The organism is Acidovorax sp. FW305-C-20-28 (genome assembly GCF_058783375.1).
This window is the reverse complement of record NZ_JBYSYM010000014.1, coordinates 86,263-102,800: the sequence shown is the minus strand read 5'-3', so window position 1 is coordinate 102,800 and position 16,538 is coordinate 86,263. Positions and strand designations below refer to the sequence as shown.

Below are 16,538 nucleotides of genomic sequence, written 5' to 3'. Positions count from 1 at the left end.
TCAAGGCTCGATCGAGAAGCTCAGGCCATGCTGCGCAAAGCCCAGGGATTCGTAGAAGGCATGCGCATCGGTGCGCCTGCGGTGGGACGAGAGCGCCAGCTTGTAGCAGCCGGCCTCGCGCGCCAGCTGCACGGCGTGGGCCATCATCTGGCGGCCGATGCCCTGGCCCTTGCGGTCGGCGGCGACCACCACGTCCTCGACAATGGCCGAGGGCGCGCCCCGGTGCGCCAGGTTGTGCATGACCAGCAGGCTGTAGGTGCCGAGCACGTCGGCACCAGGCTCCGCACTTTCGCAAGCCACCCACAGGCGGTAGCTCGGGTAGGCGCGGAACTGCGCCAGCACGGCCCGCGCTTCACCGAGCGTGAGCACGTGCTCGGGGCTGTCCTCGATACCCTGGTACAGGGCCAGCACCTCGTCCAGGTCGGCCTCCGTGGCCTCGCGCACGAGCACGGCGCTCATGCGCCCTCCCCGGCCGGCACGGCGGCCGCAGACGCCTGGCGCTCCTGGCAGTAGTCGGAGTCGGAGCAGACGTGCATGCGCGTGCCCTGGTCGTCGGTGATGACCTCGTCGAGAAAACTGTCCGTGGCGCCGCACAGGGCGCAGGGGCAATCCCAGCGCTGCACCTCGAAGGGGTGGTCCTCGAAGCCCAGGCTCTCCACCGGCGTGTAGGGCGGCACGGCGTAGATGCGCTTTTCGCGGCCCGCGCCAAAGAGCTGCAGCGCGGGGTTCATGTGCATCTTGGGGTTGTCGAACTTGGGGATAGGCGACGGCGCCATCACATAGCGGTGGTTGACCAGCACCGGGTAGTCGTAGGTGGTGGCAATGTGGCCGTAGCGCGCGATGTCCTCGTACAGCTTGACGTGCATGAGCCCGTACTCGGCCAGGCCGTGCAGGGTGCGCGTCTCGGTCTCGCGCGGCTCCAGGCGCTGCATGGGCTCGGGCACCGGCACCTGGTAGACGAGGACCTGGCCCTCGGCCAGCGGCGTCTCGGGGATGCGGTGGCGCGTCTGGATCAGCGTGGCATCGGCCGTGCGCGTGGTGGTGGCCACGCCCGTGGTGCGCTCGAAGAAGCGGCGGATGTTGACGGCGTTGACCGTGTCGTCCGAGCCCTGGTCGATGACCTTGAGCCGGTCTTCGGGCCCGATGATGGCCGCCGTGACCTGGATGCCGCCCGTGCCCCAGCCGTAGGGCAGCGGCATCTCGCGCGAGCCGAATGGCACCTGGTAGCCCGGAACGGCCACGGCCTTGAGGATGGCCCGGCGGATCATGCGCTTGGTGCGCTCGTCCAGGTAGGCGAAGTTGAAGTCGCCGCCGGTGGCGGCCGCATCGGCGGGCAGGTCCATCAGCCCGGGTTCGTGGGGCGCGTTCATGCGTCGTCTCCTGGCAGGGGGGTGTCCGACGCCGTGGCGCGCATGCGGCGCACCAGTTCCAGCTCGGACTGGAAATCCACGTAATGCGGCAGCTTCAGGTGCTGCACGAAGCCCGAGGCTTCGAGGCTGTCGCTGTGCGAGAGCACGAACTCCTGCATCTGCGCAGGCGACTCCACGGGCTCGCCCAGTTCGTCGGCGCGCAGCGCGCGGTCCACCAGGCTCATGGCCATGGCCTTGCGCTCGCTGTGGCCGAAGGCCAGGCCGTAGCCGCGCGTGAACTGCGGCGGTGTGCTCTTGCTGCCCGCGAACTGGTTGACCATCTCGCACTCGGTGATCTCCATGTCGCCGATGGAGATGGCAAAGCCCAGTTCCTCGGGCGCGATCTCCACGGCCACCGTGCCCAGGCGCAGCTCGCCCACGAAGGGGTGCGAGTGCGCATAGCCGCGCTGGGTGGAATACGCCATGGCCAGCAGAAAGCCCTCGTCACCGCGCGCCAGGCTCTGCAGCCGCGTGGCACGGTTGGCCGGAAAGCGCAGCGGCTCGCGCGTGAGGTCAACGGGCGCCGGGTCGCCCTCGGGCACGGGGCGGGTCTCGATCAGCCCTTCCTGGTTGAGCAGATCCACCACGCGCGGCGTGGCGGCGGGTGCGTCGGCCAGCGGCGCGGGCGCTGCCGCAGCGGCGGGGGCCTGGCCCTGCGCCAGCAGCGTGAAGTCGAGCAGGCGCTGGGTGTAGTCGTAGGTGGGGCCCAGCACCTGGCCGCCGGGCAGGTCCTTGAAGGTGGCCGAAATGCGGCGGTGAAGCTGCATGCGCGCCGTGTTCAGCGGGTGCGTGGTGCCCAGACGCGGCAAGGTGGCGCGGTAGGCGCGCAGCAGAAAGATCGCCTCGACCAGATCGCCCGCGGCCTGCTTGATGGCCAGGGCCGCGAGCTCGGGGTCGTAGACCGAGCCTTCGGTCATCACGCGGTCCACAGCCAGCTTGAGCTGGTCTTGGATCTGCGCCACCGAGAGCTCAGGCTCCGCGGTGTCGCCCCGGCGCTGCTCGGCCAGCAGGCGGTAGCTGTTGAGGATGGCGGTTTCCCCGCCCTTGACGGCAACGTACATGGGCTTCAGGCCTCCACGGTGGCAGGATGGATGCGGGCGGTGCGCGGCAAGCCGGCGATGTGCGTGGCGGTGGCCAGCACCAGGTCCACCCCGCGCGGAAAGGCGCCGTGGTTCGCGGCCCACTGGCGCCCGAAATCCTCCGGCAGCCCGGCCACGCGCAGGTGCTGCACCGATGGGATGCCGGGGCCCGTCAGGCGCCAGGCGCCCGCGCCTTCCACGGCGGGGGCCAGCACCTGCACGTCGACCACGCAGGTGGCGGACTGGTCGGGGTACTCGTCGCTGCCACACGCCAGGCTGCTCAGGCCCGGCAGGGCGTCGCCCGCGCCCACCCAGACAAAGCGGGCCTGGGCAGGCGCATCCACCAGGACGCAGCCGGTGTGAAAGCGCAGCCAGGTGCCGGCCTGGCTGGCCGCCAGGGTGGGCGAGAGCCACAGCGTGCATTCGCTGTCGAGCAGGGCCAGCAGCACCGCGGCCGATGCGGCGTGGCCGGTGGCGGGCACCTCGGCGTCGTGCGCCATGGCGACCGGGTTGCCCGGCTGCGACAGCGCCTGCAGCACCGCGCGGAACACGCCCTGGCTGCCCAGGGCCTCGTTGGAAAAGCCCGCGCCCAATGCGGACAGGGAGGTCGTCGGGGTCGCGCTCATTCCTGGTCCTCCTCGCCGCCGTCGTCGTTGATGCTGCCGCTCTCGCGCGCCACCGTGAAGAAATCCACCCGCGTGCTCGCGGCGCGCGCCTGGCGCTCGGCCTGCTGCTGGGCCAGATGGCGGCGGATGGGATCGAGCAGGCCGGTGTCGAGCGTGGCCTGGTGCCCCGGGTCCTGCAGCAGCGCGTCGGCCAGCGCCGCCAACTGCACCTGGCGGTGCGAACGGCCCAGCACATAGGCCACGCCCACGGTGGCCTCGGCGTCTGCGGAGGGCTGCACGCGCAGCGCGCAGCGGGTGACCGTGACCTCGCCCAGGTTGAAACGCTCGCCTGTGCCACCGGCACGGCCCTGCACCATCATCAGGCCGGTTTCGGGGGCGCGCAGCCAGCGCGCGGGCAGCTCGGCATGGGCCTGCAACGCGGGCTCCAGCAGGCCGAGCGGCGCCCTGGCGAGCAGCGCCATCCAGTGCGCCCGCGCCAGCGGCCGGCCCGGGCCGGGGTTGTCAAAGGCTTGAAACATGAAGGTGGTACCCTTAAAGTTGTATAGACAAATTGAACAACTGGCGCCAGCTTAGACAGCGCGCATGTAGGTTTCATGACAGCGACCACCAGCCCCTCTTTTCTTGCCGAGCCCCCCACCCGCCCAGCCCGCGACAGCTTCTGGACCCGCATTGCGGCCGAGCTGGCCGAGGCCATCGGCAACGGCGTCTACCCACCGGGCCAGCGCCTGCCGTCGGAACATGCGCTGGCCGAGCAGTTCGGCGTGAACCGCCACACCATCCGCCGCTCGCTGGCCAGCCTGTGCAGCCAGGGCCTGGTGCGCATCACCCAAGGCAGCGGCACCTATGTGGAAGACTTCGCGGTGGACTTGGCGCTGGGCAAGCGTGTGCGCCACCAGCAGGGCCTGGCGCAGGCCGGCCTGCGCGGCAGCCTGGTGGTGCTGCAGGAGCAGACCGTGCGCGCCACGGCCGCCCTGGCCAAGGCGCTGCAGGTGCCTGTGCGCAGCCCGCTGCTGGCGCTGCGCGTGATCGGCCAGGCCGAGGGCCAGCCGTTGCACGTGAGCGAGCGCTACTTCCCCCTGCCCCGCTTCGCGGGCCTGGCCGCCGTGGTGCACGAGACCGGCTCCATCACCGCGGGCTTTTCCGCGCACGGCGTGGCCGACTACACGCGGCGCGAAAGCCGCATCACCGCCGAGCTGCCCGATACGGCCGTGGCCGCCGAACTGCGCCAGCCCGCCACGCGCCCCGTGCTGCTCGTGGAAAGCCTGAACGTGGACCTCGAAGACACGCCCATCGAATGGGCGCGCGCCTGGTTCGCGGGCGACCGCGTCAAACTCACGGTCACCCATGACGAATAACGCCACCACCTCCGCCCACCGCTATGCGGTCTACTTCGCACCCCACCCAGGCACCTTGGCCTGGCTGGCCGGCAGCCACTGGCTGGGCCGCTGCGCCGCCCAGTTGCAGCCCCTGCCCCAGCTGGACATCCACGGCGTGGCCAAGGACGAGCTGGAGCGCCTGACCGCCGCACCGCGCCGCTACGGCTGGCATGCCACGCTCAAGGCCCCGTTCGCCCTGGCCCCGGGCGTCGACTGGCTCACCCTGCACCACGCCGTGCAGACCCTGGCCCAGGGCCTGCGTCCCTTTGCCATGCCCCCCATGGTGGTGGAACGCATCGGCGACTTCCTGGCGCTGGTGCCCACGCCCGCGCACCCAGCCAATGCCGAGATCCAGGCCGCCGCGGCTGCCTGCGTGGCGCAGTTGCATCCGCTGGCTGCGCCGCTGTCCAAACAGGATCTGGCACGCCGCAGGTGTGCGGGGCTGACCGCCCGGCAGGACGAACTGCTGCAGCAGTGGGGCTATCCCTTCGTGTTCGATGAGTTCCGCTTCCACCTGTCGCTGACCGGGTCGCTCGCGGGCGCGGACGACGAGATCGTGGAGCTGGTGCAGGATGCAGCGGACCAGTTCTTTGCCGACCTGCCACCGCTGCGTTTCAGCAGCCTGGCCCTGTTCGCCGAACCGGCGCCGGGCGCTGACTTTGTGCTGCTGGACCACCTGGAGCTGGGCGCATGAACTCAGCCAGGCTGCTGTATTTCATGGGCCCCTCGGGTGCGGGCAAGGACAGCCTGCTCGACTGGCTGCGCCAGCACCTGCCGGCCGGCCTGCCCGTGCAGTGGGCGCGGCGCACCATCAGCCGCCCGGCTGCACCCGGGGGCGAGGTGCACGAGAGCACCACGCCCGGCGACCACTCCGCGCTGCGCGCTGCCGACGCGTTTGCCCTGCACTGGGAAGCCAATGGCCTGGCCTATGGCGTGCGCCATGGCGAACTGGAACCGCTGGCCCGGGGCCGCTGGCTGCTGGTCAACGGCTCACGCGCCTACCTGCCCGAGGCACTGCAGCGCTACCCGACCCTGGTGGCCGTGCACATCACAGCCAGCCCCGAAGTGCTGCGCCAGCGCATCCTGTCGCGCGGGCGCGAAAGCGCAGAGCAGGCAGAGCAGCGCGTGCAGCGCGCCCTGCAGTTCCAGGCGCCTGCGGGTGCGGCCGGCATCGAGGTACGCAACGACACCAGCCTGGACGCCGCGGGCCGCCAGTTGCTGCAGGCCCTGGAGCAACTGCCCGGCTGGCCGAACCCGGTCAGCGCCCCGGCACGCTGAAGTCCGCCCGCGCCTTGAGCGCCTTCGCGCGCGCGTGGCAGCCTTCGAGATGGTCATTGACCAGGCCCATGGCCTGCATGAAGGCATACACCGTGGTCGGGCCGACAAAGCTCCAGCCGCGCTTCTTGAGGTCCTTGGACATGGCCACCGAGCCCGGTGAGGTGATGAAGGTGCGCGCCACCTCGCGCGTGATGCGCTCGGGCCGCTCCCCCGCGGGTGGCTCGTAACGCCAGGCATAGTTCGCGAGCGAGCCGAACTCCTGGCGCAATTCCAGCACCCGCTGGGCGTTGTTGATGGTCGAGACGATCTTGCCCCGGTGGCGCACGATGGCCGCGTCCTGCACCAGGCGCTCCACATCCTTCTCGGTGAAGCGGGCCACCTGCTCCGCATCGAACTGCGCGAACGCAGCGCGAAAACCTTCGCGCTTGTTCAGGATGGTGAGCCAGCTCAGGCCCGATTGGAAGCCCTCCAGGCACAGCTTCTCGAACAGGCGCCGGTCGTCCGCCACCGGAAACCCCCACTCGCTGTCATGGTAGTGGCGGTACAGCGGCGTGGCCTGGCACCAGGTGCAGCGCGGGCAGCCGGCTTCGTCGGCGAACAGGCCATCGGGGATGGTGGTGGCGGCATCGGTCATGGCCGCATTCTAGAAACCCGCCACGCCATGCTGCTGACAAGCCCTCGCGGTTCCGCAGAGAACGCCATGTGTCTACACTGGTCAACCCAACATGCCCATCGCCCTCCGTTTCCGATCCCGCTCCACCCGCCTGGCGCTCCTGGCCGCGACCAGCCTGCTTCTGTCGGGCTGCGCTGGCAGCACCCTGGGCTACTACTGGCAGTCGGTGCGCGGCCATGTGCAGCTGATGGGTGCGGCCGAGCCGCTGGAGGACTGGATCGCGCGCAGCGACATCTCCGTGCCGCTGCGCGAGCGCCTGCAACTGGCCCAGCGCGCACGCGCCTTCGCGGTGGCGGAGCTCGGCCTGCCCGACAACGCCAGCTACCGCCGCTATGCCGACCTGAAACGCACGGCCGCCGTGTGGAACGTGGTGGCCGCACCGCCCTACTCGCTCACCTTGCACACCTGGTGCTTTCCGGTCACGGGCTGCATCGGCTACCGCGGGTATTTCACCGAGGCCGATGCCAAAGCCGAAGCAGCCCAGCTCGCCCAGCAGGGCCTGGAGGTCGAGGTCTACGGCGTGCCCGCCTATTCAACGTTGGGCTACATGAACTGGGCCGGGGGCGACCCGCTGCTCAACACCTTCATCGGCTGGCCCGAGGGCGAATTCGTGCGCCTGCTGTTCCACGAGCTGGCCCACCAGGTCGTCTACGCCAAGGGCGACACGCTGTTCAATGAATCGTTTGCCACCGCCGTGGAGCGCCTGGGCAGTGCGCGCTGGCTGGCCCAGCAGGCCACGCCCCAGGCCAGTGCGGCCTTTGCCGCAAGCGAGGCGCGCCGCCGCGACTTCCGCGCCCTGACCCAGGCCACGCGCGAACGCCTCGCGAAGATCTACGCCCAGGAGGGGGTGCCCGACAAGGAGGCACAGAAGGCCGGGGCCATGCAGGCCTTCCGCGCCGACTACGCAGCCCTGCGCGAGCGCTGGCAGGCCACGCCGGCCCAGACCGCGGGCTATGACCGCTGGGTGGCCAGTGCCAACAACGCGAGTTTCGGCGCCCAGGCGGCCTACAACGAATTCGTGCCCGCCTTCGAGGCGCTGTTCGAACGCGAGGGCCGCGACTGGCGACGGTTCTATGATGCCGTACGCGCGCTGAGCGAACAACCGCAGGCGCAGCGCCACGAGGTGCTGCGCGCCCTGCACCCCAAAGAGGAGACCCCTGGTGCCTGACATCCACATCCACCGCGAACACCATCTGGGCTTCAAGGAAGCCCGCAAGGTCGCCTTTTCCTGGGCCGAAAAGGCCGAGGAAAAATTCGACATGGAATGCACCTACGAAGAGGGCGACACCGAAGACACGCTGTACTTCACCCGCTCCGGCGTGAAGGGCACGCTGCTGGTCGACGCCCAGCGCTTCGAGATGAAGGCGCAGCTCGGCTTCCTGTTCGGCGCTTTCAAGGACCGCATCGAAGCCGAGATCGGCGAGCAGCTCGACGCGCTGCTCAATGCGCCTGCAGCCGGCAAGAAGGCCGCGCCCAAGAAGAAGGTTGCCGACGACGCCCCGGCCAAGCCCGCCGCCAAAGCGCCGCCCAAAGCCAAAAAGGCCTGACGATGGCCATGGCAACGCCTGCACACGACACCCTCAGCGAACTGCTGCACACGCGCTACAGCTGCCGCTCCTTCCTGCCCGAGGCGCTGCCCCGGTCCACCATCGAGCGCATCCTGGCCACCGCGCAGCGCACGGCCTCGTGGTGCAACGCCCAGCCCTGGCAGGTGCACATCGCCAGCGGCGCAACCCTGGACCGGCTGCGCAGCGCCTTCCAGCAGGCGATTGCCAGCACACAGCCCACGCCCGACCTGCCCTGGCCGCGCGAGTACCGCGGCTTGTACCAGGAGCGCCGGCGCGAATGCGGCTACGGCCTGTACGAGGCGCTGGGCATCGCCAAGGGCGACCGCGCCGCATCGGCCCGCCAGGCGGCCGAAAACTTCAGCATGTTCGGCGCACCGCACGTGGCCATCGTGAGCAGCGACGAGGCCCTGGGCGTCTATGGCGCCGTGGACTGCGGCGCCTATGTGGGCAACTTCCTGCTGGCCGCGCACAGCCTGGGCGTGGCCTCGGTGCCGCAGGCGGCGCTGGCCTCCTACCCCAGCGTGCTGCGCGAGGTGCTGGGCATCGGCGACGACCGCACCATCGTCTGCGGCATCTCCTTCGGCCTGGCCGACCCGGCACACCCGGCCAACCAGTTCCGCACCACGCGGGCCGATCCGGCCAGCAGCGTGGTGTGGCGCGATTGAGCATGCCCTCCCCGGGCACCCGCGTGGTGCTGCAATGCTTCAACGGCACCACCGAGGGCCCGCCGGACAGAAAACCCTCGGACGACTACTGGCGCCTGATCGGCAGCACCGGCGTGGTGCTGGAGCCCACCAATGCGCGGGGGCGCGTGCTGGTGCGCTTTGACAAGGACGTGGCAGCACTAGGCCTGGCCTGCCACAACCCTGAGCCCAACAGCCTGTTGATTGCCGCGTCCGATCTGGCCGCGATCACCTGAGGTTCAGGCCACCGCCTGCAGCCGCATGGCAGGCGCCGTGCTCGGCAGCAGCGTGCCGAACAGGTCCTTGGGATCGGCCAGCTCCGGGATCAGCTGGATGCGTTCGCCCACACCCAGCTCCAGCGCGGCAGCGCGCATGAAGCGCAGGGCCGAGAAGTCCTCCAGCGCAAAGCCCACGGAGTCGAAGACCGTCACTTCGGCATCGCTGCGGCGGCCCGGCTGGCGCCCGGCCAGCACCTCCCACAACTCCGTCACCGCAAAGTCGGCCGGCATCTGCTGGATCTCGCCCTCGATGCGGGTCTGCGGCGGGTATTCCACGAACACCCGGCCGCGCGTGAGCACCTCGGCCTGCAGCTCGGTCTTGCCCGGGCAGTCGCCGCCCACGGCGTTGATGTGCATGCCGGGCTCGACCATATCGGCGGTGATGATCGTGGCGCGCGCCTTGTCGGCCGTGATGGTCGTGACAATGTCGGCCCCGCGCACCGCCTCGGCCGTGCTGGCGCACACAGTCACCACCAGGCCCGATGGCTGCAGGTTGGCCTGCAGCTTGGCCGTGGCGGCCGGGTCGGTGTCGTACAGGCGCACCTCGGTGATGCCCACCAAGTGCTGGAAGGCCAGGGCCTGGAACTCGCTTTGCGCGCCATTGCCGATGATCGCCATCACCCGGCTGTCCGCCCGCGCCAGCGCCTTGGCCGCCACGGCCGACATGGCGGCCGTGCGCATGGCGGTGGTCAGCGTCAGTTCGCTGAGCAGTTGCGGCGCACCCGTGGCCACGTCGGCCAGCACGCCGAAGGCCATCACGGTGGACAGGCCCAGCTGCGTGTTCCTGGGGTGGCCGTTGACGTACTTGAAGGTGTAGGTCGCATCGTCGGCAATGGGCATGAGCTCGATGGCGCCGTCGCGCGAATAGCTGGCCACCCGGGCCGACTTGTCGAACTGCTCCCAGCGCAGGAAGTCTTCGGTGATGCAGGCCGCAATGCCGGCGAGGCAGGCGGCCAGGCCCTTGCGGCGCACCAGCTCCACCGCTTCGGGCGCGCTCAGGTAGAGGGTGGATGCATGGGCGTGTGGACGGGTGGTTTCGGTTCGCATGGTCTTGTCTCCGGATCGGTGGCATCCAGTGTCCGGCGGGCGCAAGGCAATGTGAATCGGCAAGAATGTGCCGATTTGCAGGCTTTGTTGCCACAATGGCAGCGCTGATTTCCATTTTGATGAATCACGGGGGCCTGCCATGGACGAACTCGACCGTTCCCTCATTGCCCTCCTGCGCGGCAATGCGCGCATGAACGTGGCCGACCTGGCGCACAAGCTCGGCGTCTCGCGCGGCACGGTGACGAACCGCATCCGCAAGCTCGAAGACAGCCAGGTGATCGTGGGCTACACCGTGAAGCTGCGGCCCGAGGCCGAGCCCGACCGCATCCTCGCTTGGATGGGCGTGCTGGTGGAAGGCAACCAGTCGCGCCAGGTGGTCGCAGCCCTGCTGGGCGAGCCCGGTGTGGCCAGCCTGCACGACACCAATGGCCGCTGGGACCTGCTGGCCGAGCTGGAGGCCGGCAGCATGGCCGAACTGGCCCAGGTGCTGGAGCGCGTGCGGCTGATCTCGGGCATCCGCGGCACCGAGACCAATATCCACCTCACCACCTACCGGTGATCCGCTAGTTCAGCCGACTTGCCCGCCCAGGCTGCGCGCCGCTTCGAGCACGCTCTTCACATAGCGCTCGTCGTAGCGGTGGGCCGGCATGGTCAGCGTGACGGCGGCGGCCACCGTGCCATCGGCCGCAAACACCGGCGCCGAGATGCCCGCCACCTCGCTGAGCCGATCGCCCACGCTGGCCAGGTAGCCATCGGTGCGGATGCGCGCGTACAGCGCACGGTCGTGCCGGCCCAGCGAGTTGGACAGCGCGGCATCGAAGGCCACCAGCACCCGCCCGCCCGTGCCCCGGTCCAGCGGCAGCAGGTCGCCCGCGCGGATGTGGTCACGGATCGGGTGCGGCGAATCCACGCGGAACTGGCACAGCCGCGCGTCGCCCTGGCGCACATGGTAGGCCGCGCTCTCGCCCGTGGCGGCCACCAGCTGGCGCAGCACGGGCATGACCACGCGGTCCAGCGAGAACGAGGCCGCATACAGCGCATGCAGCCGCCCCACCTCGGACCCGATGGCATAGCGGCCATCGTCCAGCCGCTGCACCCAGCGCGCGTGTTCCAGCGAGGCCAGCAGGCGCAGCGCCGTGCTCTTGTACAGCCGCGTGCGCGTGGCCAGCTCGGTCAGGGCCAGGGGCCCGTCGCCCTGGCGGAAGGCGGCCATCAGGCTCAGGGCGCGGTCCACGGCCGCGGCGCCGCCCGGGGCGGCATCGGCGTCAGCCACGGATTCGGAAACGGCTTTGCGGGGCATGCAACGTACAAGAGAACGCGGTTCCGTGTATTGAAACACCAAGCCCATGCCCCGTCCATGAAAAAAGCGGCCGAAGCCGCTTTTTGGAAGTTGGAGGCCCGGCCTCAGAAGGTGGGAAGGGATCCGGCGTGTCCGAGCAGGCTGCCACAACGCGTGCGATCTAGGCGCAAAGCACAGCCATAGCTCGGGCTATGGCGAGCATTTGCAACGACGAGCGCGCGTGTTTTGGCGGCATGAGCGGGCATGGCGGGTTCCTTCACACCTTCTTAGCTCAGCTCGGTGATCAGGTCGATGTACTGCTGCTTGGCGGCATCGGCTTCCGTGCCCTTGAGCGCGTTCCAGGCATCCCACTTGGCGCGGCCCACCATGTCGGAGAAGCTGGGCTTCTTCTCGGTGTTGTCGCCCACGGTGGCCTGCTTGTACAGCGCGTAGATCTTGAGCAGCGTGGCGTTGTTGGGGCGCTCGCTCAGGTTCTCGGAATTGGCTTTGGCGGCTTCGAAGGCGGCGTTCAGGTCGGCCATGGGGTTGCTCCTTGGGGTTCGAAAATAGGGGAGGGAAAGAACGGTGTCGGCAATTCTTTGCGGCGTTGTATCTTACGGGCTGTGCGCGGTGAGAGGCCGTGCAATCCATAGAGGCAAGCCCCCAAAACAACCACAACAGGTGTACATCCGATGGTGACCCGCATTGCTGCTTCCGACGCCACCCGCTCCGAGGGCCTGGCCAATCCGCTGAACACCGCCTCCCAGGTGGCCCGCAAGGCCCGGGACACCACGGCGGCTGCGGCCCGCGCGGGCGCCCAGGCCCTGCCACCGGCCGCGCGCAAGGCCGCTGGCGCCGTGCAGAAGAATGTGCGCCGCGCGGCCACCGGCATGCTGGGCCTGTCAGGCGAGCGCATGAGCAAGGTCGACACAGCCTGGCTGCGCATGGACTCGGACAGCAACCTGATGATGATCAACGGCGTGTGGACGCTGGCCCCCGGCATCACCTGGGAGGCGCTGTGCGAGCGTGTGCAGCAGCGCCTGCTGCAGTACCCGCGCTTTCGCCAGCGCGTGGTCGAGGACGCCGCCGGCGCTACCTGGGTAGAAGACCGCCATTTCGACATCGCCGCCCATGTGCTGCGCGAAACCCTGCCCCACAAGCCCGGCCAGAGCATGCAGCGCGCCCTGCAGGACCGCGTGGGCGAGCTCGCCATGGAGCCGCTGGACCCGCGCCGCCCGCTGTGGCAGATGCACCTGGTCGAGAATTTCAGAGGCGATGATGGCCAGCAGGGCAGCGCACTCATCGTGCGCATCCACCACTGCATTGCCGACGGCATCGCGCTGATCTCGGTCACCATGTCCATTGTGGACGGCGGCTCGGAGCCGCCCAAGCGCAGCCGCAAGGAGCGCGAGGCCGCCACCACGGCCGAGGACTGGATCGCCGACGCGCTGATCAAGCCCTTCACCGGCCTCACAGTGAAGGCGCTGGACCTCGCGGGCGATGGCGCGGCGCGCTCACTCAAGGTGCTGGGCGACCCCGAGAAGGCCATGCAGCACGGCCTGGCCGGCACCATGGACATGGCGCGCGTGGCCTACCAACTGGTCAGCGACGCGGCGGCCCTGGCGCTGATGCCCGACGATTCGCCCACGCGCCTGAAGGGCCAGCCCGGCCAGGCCAAGCGCGTGGCCTGGTGCCCGCCGATCCCGCTGGAGGAGGTCAAGGCCATCGGCAAGGCGCTCAACTGCTCGATCAACGACGTGCTGCTGTCCTGCGTGGCCGGTGCCATCGGCGGCTACCTGCGCAGCCAGGGCGACGACCCCACGGGCCAGGAGATCCGCGCCATGATCCCGGTGAACCTGCGCCCCATGGAAGAGGCCTGGAAGCTGGGCAACCGCTTCGGCCTGGTGCCGCTGGTGCTGCCCATCGGCGTGGCCAACCCGGTGGAGCGCGTCTACGAGGTGCGCCGGCGCATGGCGGCGCTCAAGGGCAGCACCCAGCCCATCCTGGCGTTTGCCATGCTGGCCGTGGCGGGCCTGATGATCAAGCCCGCGCAGGATGCGCTGCTCAACCTGTTCGGCCGCAAGACCACGGCCGTGATGACCAATGTGCCCGGCCCCAAGGAGCAGCTCACGCTGTGCGGTGCGCGCGTCACGCAGTGCATGTTCTGGGTGCCGCAGTCGGGCGACATCGGCCTCGGGGTCTCGATCCTGAGCTACGGCGGCGGCGTGCAGTTCGGCGTCATCACCGATACCACGCTGTGCCCCGAGCCCCAACGCATCATCGACGCCTTCGCGCCCGAGTTCGACCAGCTCTCCCTGCTCACGCTGATGCTCCCCTGGGGGGACTGAAGCCTTGCGTCGGCTCGCCCTTCTGGTGCTGGCAGTGCTGCTGCACGCGCCTGCCGGCGCCGCCGTGGTGCAGGAGCATGTGCAGCGGCCCTACTCCGTGCAACTGCAGCCTGGGCAATCGCTGCACCAGGCGCTGCAGGGCGCTACGCCCATCGCGGTGGACGGCCGCCGCTTCCACGGCTACACGCGCTGGAATGTGCGCTGGAACTACCGCTGGTGGCGCGAGGCCTCGGGCCGCTGCAGGATCACGGAGGTCACCACGCGCCTGACCACCGAGGTACAGCTGCCGGAATTGCGCGGCGCAACGCCAGCGCAGCAAGCAAGCTTCGACCGCTATCTGCGCGCGCTGTCGCAACATGAGCAAGGCCATGTGCAACTCGGGCGCGATGCAGCGCAAGCCATCGACCAGGGCATTGCCCGCCTGCCTCCAGCCGCCGATTGCCCCACGCTGGAGCGCCAGGCCGACGCGCTGGGGCGCCGGCTGCTGCAGGAGCATGTGGAACGCGAAAGGCAGTACGACCGGGACACCGGCCACGGCGCCGCACAGGGTGCACGGCTGGACTGAGCGCCTCTATTCGGAGAAGGCGGCCCGCAGGCGTGACACGCTGGCCAGCACCGCAGGCACGGGCTCACCGAGCTGCGCCCTCACGATGGCGCCCTCGACCACCAGGGCCAGCGCCTGGGCATCCTGCGCCTGCGTGGGCGATGGCGGCAGCAGGGTGGTCAGGAGGTTCTGCATGTCCTGCTTGTGGCGGCGGGCGATGCCGTTCACCTCGGGCACGGTGTCGCCCAGCTCGCTCACGCTGTTGATGAAGGCGCAGCCCCTGAAGTCCTCACGCGTGAACCACTCGCCCAGCGCAGGCGCCAGGGCCGCCAAGCCGCTATGGGCCTTGCCGTGGCGCGCCAGCGCATCGGCGAACCAGGCCATCCACAGGGCATGGCGCATCTCCAGGTAGGCGCAGATGAGGTCGTTCTTGCTCGGAAAGTGCCGGTAGAAAGTCACCTTGGTCACGCCCGATTCGGCGATCACCTTGTCGATGCCGGTGGCGCGGATGCCCTCGCGGTAGAACAACCGGTGCGCCGTGTGCAGCAGGCGCTCGCGCGCGGGCAGGTCCTGGACATCGGTGGGAATGGCAAGCAGCATGGCGCCATTGTAGACAAGTCTGTCTACATGCGTTTATGATGGCGACGTAGACAGACTTGTCTACATTCGATTGACCTGCCCCTACCGAGGTACCGCCCATGGAATCCCGCCCGCCCCTGCCCCCCTTTTCGCTCGAAACCGCGATCCAGAAAGTCCGCCTGGCCGAAGACGGCTGGAACTCCCGCGACCCGGCCCGCGTGGTGCTGGCCTATACCGAGGACACGCGCTGGCGCAACCGTGCCGAGTTCCCGGTCGGGCGCGCGGCGGCACAGCAGTTCCTTGAACGCAAGTGGGCGCGCGAGCTCGACTACCGGCTCATCAAGGAGATCTGGGCCTTCGGCCCGCACCGCATCGGGGTGCGCTTTGCCTACGAGTGGCATGACGACGCCGGCAACTGGTACCGCAGCCACGGCAACGAGAACTGGGAGTTCAACGACGCAGGGCTCATGGCCGTGCGCCATGCCAGCATCAACGACCAGCCGATCCAGGCGGCGGACCGCCTGTTCCACTGGCCCCAGGGCCGGCGCCCCGATGACCATCCGGGGCTGACCGAGCTGGGGTTGTAATCAGCTCGCCAGCCCGTCAACGGCTTGGAACATGGACTGGCGCGCCTGGCTCACGATCTGGCCCTTCCAGGCATCGGTGTCGGTGTAGAAGGCTTCCATCATCTGCGCCTTGATCTGCTTCGCCTGCTCGGCCGGGGCATCCGGGTGCAGGTTGAGCCACTGTTCAGCGCGGATCGCGTTCATCACGTCGAGCACGGGCACGGTGCCGTACTCCATCGCGATGCCCGTGCTCTCGGCGTGCGGGCATTCGTCATAGATGGCGTTCCACATCAGCCCGGTGAGGAAGGCCGAGGTCGAGGAGCCATCGTAGATCGACGTGACCGGCGTGGCGCCACCGCCATCCCACCAGGCGCGGGCACGCGCCACCGAGGCGGCATCGTCCTTGCCCGCGTAGATGCGCTCGCCATGGCCGTTCGGGCCCAGGCCGGTGTGCAGGTCGATCCAGGCAATCTGCGAGGCGCCGGCGCCATGCTGGCGCAGCACCTGGCGCAGGGTGCGGTTGCTCCAGGTGGGCTCGGTGCCCCCGAAAAACAGGCCTTGCGGAAATTCATGCTGGCCGCGCGAGATGGCGGCCTGCCAGGCGGCCTCGCCCTTGGTGTCGATGTACTGCTGCACGGCGGCCAGGTTGTCGGCGCCGGGTGGCCACTGCTCGGGCAGCAGCAGGGGCTGCACCTCGCGGTAGGCCTCGTTCACGGGCAGCGGCTTGGAAAAGTCCTGGAAGTTGCGGTTCAGGTCCACGTTCTCGTGCGTGAAGCGGCGCACATGCGAGAAGCCATAGGGGTTGAGCGCATGGATGTACAGCGTGGCCACGCCGGCCGCGTGCGCCTTGTCGCGCCACTCCTGGTCGTGCAGTGCGAACACCTGCACGCCCGTGCCGCAGTAGCCTTCCACGCCATGGCAGGCACTGCTCACGATGAGCAGCTTCTTCGCGTCGGCCGGGCCATCGCGCACCACGTCCATGGCCAGGTCCTCGCCATCGCGGCCCTTGAGCGGGTGGGCATGCGACTCGATGGGCAGGCCGGCCGCGGCCGCGCCCTCCAGAAACTTCTTGCGGGCCTGGGCGTAGCTGGGCGAAAAGGCGTCGACGATGCCGATCATGGGGCGGTTGCTTTCGTGGGTGGGGTTGGGAAGGAATGCAAACAAGGAGCGCAGGCCCGCGCAGCGGCGGGCCCGGCTGTGGGGGG

The 16,538-nt window shown here is 69.3% G+C and carries 22 protein-coding genes; 11 read left to right on the top strand and 11 right to left on the bottom strand.

Annotated features, from left to right (window positions below):
• The 5 genes from AC3WOH_RS17335 to phnG are packed head-to-tail and all read right to left on the bottom strand — an operon-like array spanning nt 1 to nt 3,632.
• Nucleotides 1-459, bottom strand: coding sequence for a GNAT family N-acetyltransferase (locus AC3WOH_RS17335; protein ID WP_492230526.1), 459 nt, complete (start codon nt 457-459; stop codon nt 1-3).
• Nucleotides 456-1,370, bottom strand: coding sequence for an alpha-D-ribose 1-methylphosphonate 5-phosphate C-P-lyase PhnJ (locus AC3WOH_RS17330; protein WP_492230525.1), 915 nt, complete (start codon nt 1,368-1,370; stop codon nt 456-458). Before AC3WOH_RS17330 ends, AC3WOH_RS17335 begins: the two co-directional genes overlap by 4 nt.
• On the bottom strand, nt 1,367-2,470 hold the full coding sequence (locus AC3WOH_RS17325) for a carbon-phosphorus lyase complex subunit (RefSeq protein WP_492230524.1): 1,104 nt from the start codon (nt 2,468-2,470) through the stop codon (nt 1,367-1,369). Before AC3WOH_RS17325 ends, AC3WOH_RS17330 begins: the two co-directional genes overlap by 4 nt.
• Nucleotides 2,471-2,475: 5 nt before the next feature.
• Nucleotides 2,476-3,114, bottom strand: a complete 639-nt coding sequence (gene phnH, locus AC3WOH_RS17320) for a phosphonate C-P lyase system protein PhnH (protein ID WP_492230523.1) — start codon at nt 3,112-3,114, stop codon at nt 2,476-2,478.
• The gene (gene phnG, locus AC3WOH_RS17315; RefSeq protein WP_492230522.1) at nt 3,111-3,632 is read right to left on the bottom strand and encodes a phosphonate C-P lyase system protein PhnG; all 522 of its coding nucleotides are present in this window, start codon (nt 3,630-3,632) and stop codon (nt 3,111-3,113) included. Before phnG ends, phnH begins: the two co-directional genes overlap by 4 nt.
• 75 nt (nt 3,633-3,707) lie before the next feature.
• On the opposite strand from phnG, the gene phnF reads away from it, so the two are divergent.
• The 3 genes from phnF to phnN are packed head-to-tail and all read left to right on the top strand — an operon-like array spanning nt 3,708 to nt 5,768.
• Nucleotides 3,708-4,469, top strand: coding sequence for a phosphonate metabolism transcriptional regulator PhnF (gene phnF, locus AC3WOH_RS17310; protein ID WP_492230521.1), 762 nt, complete (start codon nt 3,708-3,710; stop codon nt 4,467-4,469).
• Nucleotides 4,459-5,184 (top strand): DUF1045 domain-containing protein, encoded by a 726-nt coding sequence (locus AC3WOH_RS17305; protein ID WP_492230520.1) that lies wholly within the window; start codon nt 4,459-4,461, stop codon nt 5,182-5,184. The genes phnF and AC3WOH_RS17305 overlap by 11 nt, the downstream gene beginning before the upstream one ends.
• On the top strand, nt 5,181-5,768 hold the full coding sequence (gene phnN, locus AC3WOH_RS17300; protein WP_492230519.1) for a phosphonate metabolism protein/1,5-bisphosphokinase (PRPP-forming) PhnN: 588 nt from the start codon (nt 5,181-5,183) through the stop codon (nt 5,766-5,768). Before AC3WOH_RS17305 ends, phnN begins: the two co-directional genes overlap by 4 nt.
• Here the strand turns inward: phnN and AC3WOH_RS17295 are convergent.
• Nucleotides 5,749-6,402, bottom strand: a complete 654-nt coding sequence (locus AC3WOH_RS17295) for a DNA-3-methyladenine glycosylase I (RefSeq protein WP_492230518.1) — start codon at nt 6,400-6,402, stop codon at nt 5,749-5,751. The genes phnN and AC3WOH_RS17295 overlap by 20 nt on opposite strands.
• Nucleotides 6,403-6,493: 91 nt before the next feature.
• Here AC3WOH_RS17295 and AC3WOH_RS17290 point away from each other — a divergent pair, with 91 nt between their 5' ends.
• The 4 genes from AC3WOH_RS17290 to AC3WOH_RS17275 are packed head-to-tail and all read left to right on the top strand — an operon-like array spanning nt 6,494 to nt 8,928.
• A complete protein-coding gene (locus AC3WOH_RS17290) occupies nt 6,494-7,609 on the top strand; it encodes an aminopeptidase (protein ID WP_492230517.1) in 1,116 nt (371 codons plus the stop codon).
• A complete protein-coding gene (locus AC3WOH_RS17285) occupies nt 7,602-7,988 on the top strand; it encodes a polyhydroxyalkanoic acid system family protein (protein ID WP_492230516.1) in 387 nt (128 codons plus the stop codon). The genes AC3WOH_RS17290 and AC3WOH_RS17285 overlap by 8 nt, the downstream gene beginning before the upstream one ends.
• An 8-nt stretch (nt 7,989-7,996) precedes the next feature.
• On the top strand, nt 7,997-8,674 hold the full coding sequence (locus AC3WOH_RS17280; RefSeq protein ID WP_492230515.1) for a nitroreductase: 678 nt from the start codon (nt 7,997-7,999) through the stop codon (nt 8,672-8,674).
• Nucleotides 8,671-8,928 (top strand): hypothetical protein, encoded by a 258-nt coding sequence (locus AC3WOH_RS17275; RefSeq protein ID WP_492230514.1) that lies wholly within the window; start codon nt 8,671-8,673, stop codon nt 8,926-8,928. The genes AC3WOH_RS17280 and AC3WOH_RS17275 overlap by 4 nt, the downstream gene beginning before the upstream one ends.
• Nucleotides 8,929-8,931: 3 nt before the next feature.
• Here AC3WOH_RS17275 and ocd read toward each other — a convergent pair whose 3' ends face one another.
• Nucleotides 8,932-10,017, bottom strand: coding sequence for an ornithine cyclodeaminase (ocd, locus tag AC3WOH_RS17270; protein ID WP_492230513.1), 1,086 nt, complete (start codon nt 10,015-10,017; stop codon nt 8,932-8,934).
• Nucleotides 10,018-10,156: 139 nt separating this feature from the next.
• Here ocd and AC3WOH_RS17265 point away from each other — a divergent pair, with 139 nt between their 5' ends.
• Entirely contained in the window at nt 10,157-10,576 is a 420-nt protein-coding gene (locus tag AC3WOH_RS17265) for an Lrp/AsnC family transcriptional regulator (RefSeq protein WP_492230512.1), read from the top strand.
• A 9-nt stretch (nt 10,577-10,585) separates the two neighbouring features.
• On the opposite strand, the gene AC3WOH_RS17260 is transcribed toward AC3WOH_RS17265, so the two are convergent.
• Both AC3WOH_RS17260 and AC3WOH_RS17255 read right to left on the bottom strand, forming a co-directional pair.
• On the bottom strand, nt 10,586-11,317 hold the full coding sequence (locus AC3WOH_RS17260) for an IclR family transcriptional regulator (RefSeq protein ID WP_492230511.1): 732 nt from the start codon (nt 11,315-11,317) through the stop codon (nt 10,586-10,588).
• Nucleotides 11,318-11,583: 266 nt separating this feature from the next.
• Nucleotides 11,584-11,838, bottom strand: coding sequence for an acyl-CoA-binding protein (locus AC3WOH_RS17255; RefSeq protein WP_007860945.1), 255 nt, complete (start codon nt 11,836-11,838; stop codon nt 11,584-11,586).
• 150 nt (nt 11,839-11,988) lie between these two features.
• Here AC3WOH_RS17255 and AC3WOH_RS17250 point away from each other — a divergent pair, with 150 nt between their 5' ends.
• Together AC3WOH_RS17250 and AC3WOH_RS17245 are read left to right on the top strand one after the other, a co-directional pair.
• Nucleotides 11,989-13,644, top strand: a complete 1,656-nt coding sequence (locus tag AC3WOH_RS17250; RefSeq protein ID WP_492230510.1) for a wax ester/triacylglycerol synthase family O-acyltransferase — start codon at nt 11,989-11,991, stop codon at nt 13,642-13,644.
• A gap of 4 nt (nt 13,645-13,648) precedes the next feature.
• On the top strand, nt 13,649-14,209 hold the full coding sequence (locus AC3WOH_RS17245; RefSeq protein ID WP_492230509.1) for a DUF922 domain-containing Zn-dependent protease: 561 nt from the start codon (nt 13,649-13,651) through the stop codon (nt 14,207-14,209).
• 6 nt (nt 14,210-14,215) lie between these two features.
• Here AC3WOH_RS17245 and AC3WOH_RS17240 read toward each other — a convergent pair whose 3' ends face one another.
• A complete protein-coding gene (locus AC3WOH_RS17240; RefSeq protein WP_492230508.1) occupies nt 14,216-14,788 on the bottom strand; it encodes a TetR/AcrR family transcriptional regulator in 573 nt (190 codons plus the stop codon).
• Nucleotides 14,789-14,886: 98 nt separating this feature from the next.
• Between AC3WOH_RS17240 and AC3WOH_RS17235 the strand changes: the two genes are divergently transcribed.
• A complete protein-coding gene (locus tag AC3WOH_RS17235) occupies nt 14,887-15,354 on the top strand; it encodes a nuclear transport factor 2 family protein (protein WP_492230507.1) in 468 nt (155 codons plus the stop codon).
• Here the strand turns inward: AC3WOH_RS17235 and AC3WOH_RS17230 are convergent, their stop codons facing one another.
• The gene (locus AC3WOH_RS17230) at nt 15,355-16,452 is read right to left on the bottom strand and encodes a M14 family metallopeptidase (RefSeq protein WP_492230506.1); all 1,098 of its coding nucleotides are present in this window, start codon (nt 16,450-16,452) and stop codon (nt 15,355-15,357) included.
• Nucleotides 16,453-16,538 lie beyond the last annotated feature (86 nt).

What these genes read in the sequence shown, in the direction of transcription:
- AC3WOH_RS17250 (WP_492230510.1), top strand. Translation starts at nt 11,989, where the DNA reads ATGGTGACCCGCATTGCTGCTTCCGACGCCACCCGCTCCGAGGGCCTG.
- AC3WOH_RS17265 (WP_492230512.1), top strand. Translation starts at nt 10,157, where the DNA reads ATGGACGAACTCGACCGTTCCCTCATTGCCCTCCTGCGCGGCAATGCG.
- phnH (WP_492230523.1), bottom strand. Translation starts at nt 3,114, where the DNA reads ATGAGCGCGACCCCGACGACCTCCCTGTCCGCATTGGGCGCGGGCTTT.
- AC3WOH_RS17330 (WP_492230525.1), bottom strand. Translation starts at nt 1,370, where the DNA reads ATGAACGCGCCCCACGAACCCGGGCTGATGGACCTGCCCGCCGATGCG.
- AC3WOH_RS17295 (WP_492230518.1), bottom strand. Translation starts at nt 6,402, where the DNA reads ATGACCGATGCCGCCACCACCATCCCCGATGGCCTGTTCGCCGACGAA.
- AC3WOH_RS17255 (WP_007860945.1), bottom strand. Translation starts at nt 11,838, where the DNA reads ATGGCCGACCTGAACGCCGCCTTCGAAGCCGCCAAAGCCAATTCCGAG.
- phnF (WP_492230521.1), top strand. Translation starts at nt 3,708, where the DNA reads ATGACAGCGACCACCAGCCCCTCTTTTCTTGCCGAGCCCCCCACCCGC.
- phnN (WP_492230519.1), top strand. Translation starts at nt 5,181, where the DNA reads ATGAACTCAGCCAGGCTGCTGTATTTCATGGGCCCCTCGGGTGCGGGC.
- AC3WOH_RS17240 (WP_492230508.1), bottom strand. Translation starts at nt 14,788, where the DNA reads ATGCTGCTTGCCATTCCCACCGATGTCCAGGACCTGCCCGCGCGCGAG.
- AC3WOH_RS17280 (WP_492230515.1), top strand. Translation starts at nt 7,997, where the DNA reads ATGGCAACGCCTGCACACGACACCCTCAGCGAACTGCTGCACACGCGC.
- AC3WOH_RS17335 (WP_492230526.1), bottom strand. Translation starts at nt 459, where the DNA reads ATGAGCGCCGTGCTCGTGCGCGAGGCCACGGAGGCCGACCTGGACGAG.
- AC3WOH_RS17235 (WP_492230507.1), top strand. Translation starts at nt 14,887, where the DNA reads ATGGAATCCCGCCCGCCCCTGCCCCCCTTTTCGCTCGAAACCGCGATC.
- AC3WOH_RS17325 (WP_492230524.1), bottom strand. Translation starts at nt 2,470, where the DNA reads ATGTACGTTGCCGTCAAGGGCGGGGAAACCGCCATCCTCAACAGCTAC.
- ocd (WP_492230513.1), bottom strand. Translation starts at nt 10,017, where the DNA reads ATGCGAACCGAAACCACCCGTCCACACGCCCATGCATCCACCCTCTAC.
- phnG (WP_492230522.1), bottom strand. Translation starts at nt 3,632, where the DNA reads ATGTTTCAAGCCTTTGACAACCCCGGCCCGGGCCGGCCGCTGGCGCGG.
- AC3WOH_RS17305 (WP_492230520.1), top strand. Translation starts at nt 4,459, where the DNA reads ATGACGAATAACGCCACCACCTCCGCCCACCGCTATGCGGTCTACTTC.
- AC3WOH_RS17260 (WP_492230511.1), bottom strand. Translation starts at nt 11,317, where the DNA reads ATGCCCCGCAAAGCCGTTTCCGAATCCGTGGCTGACGCCGATGCCGCC.
- AC3WOH_RS17230 (WP_492230506.1), bottom strand. Translation starts at nt 16,452, where the DNA reads ATGATCGGCATCGTCGACGCCTTTTCGCCCAGCTACGCCCAGGCCCGC.
- AC3WOH_RS17290 (WP_492230517.1), top strand. Translation starts at nt 6,494, where the DNA reads ATGCCCATCGCCCTCCGTTTCCGATCCCGCTCCACCCGCCTGGCGCTC.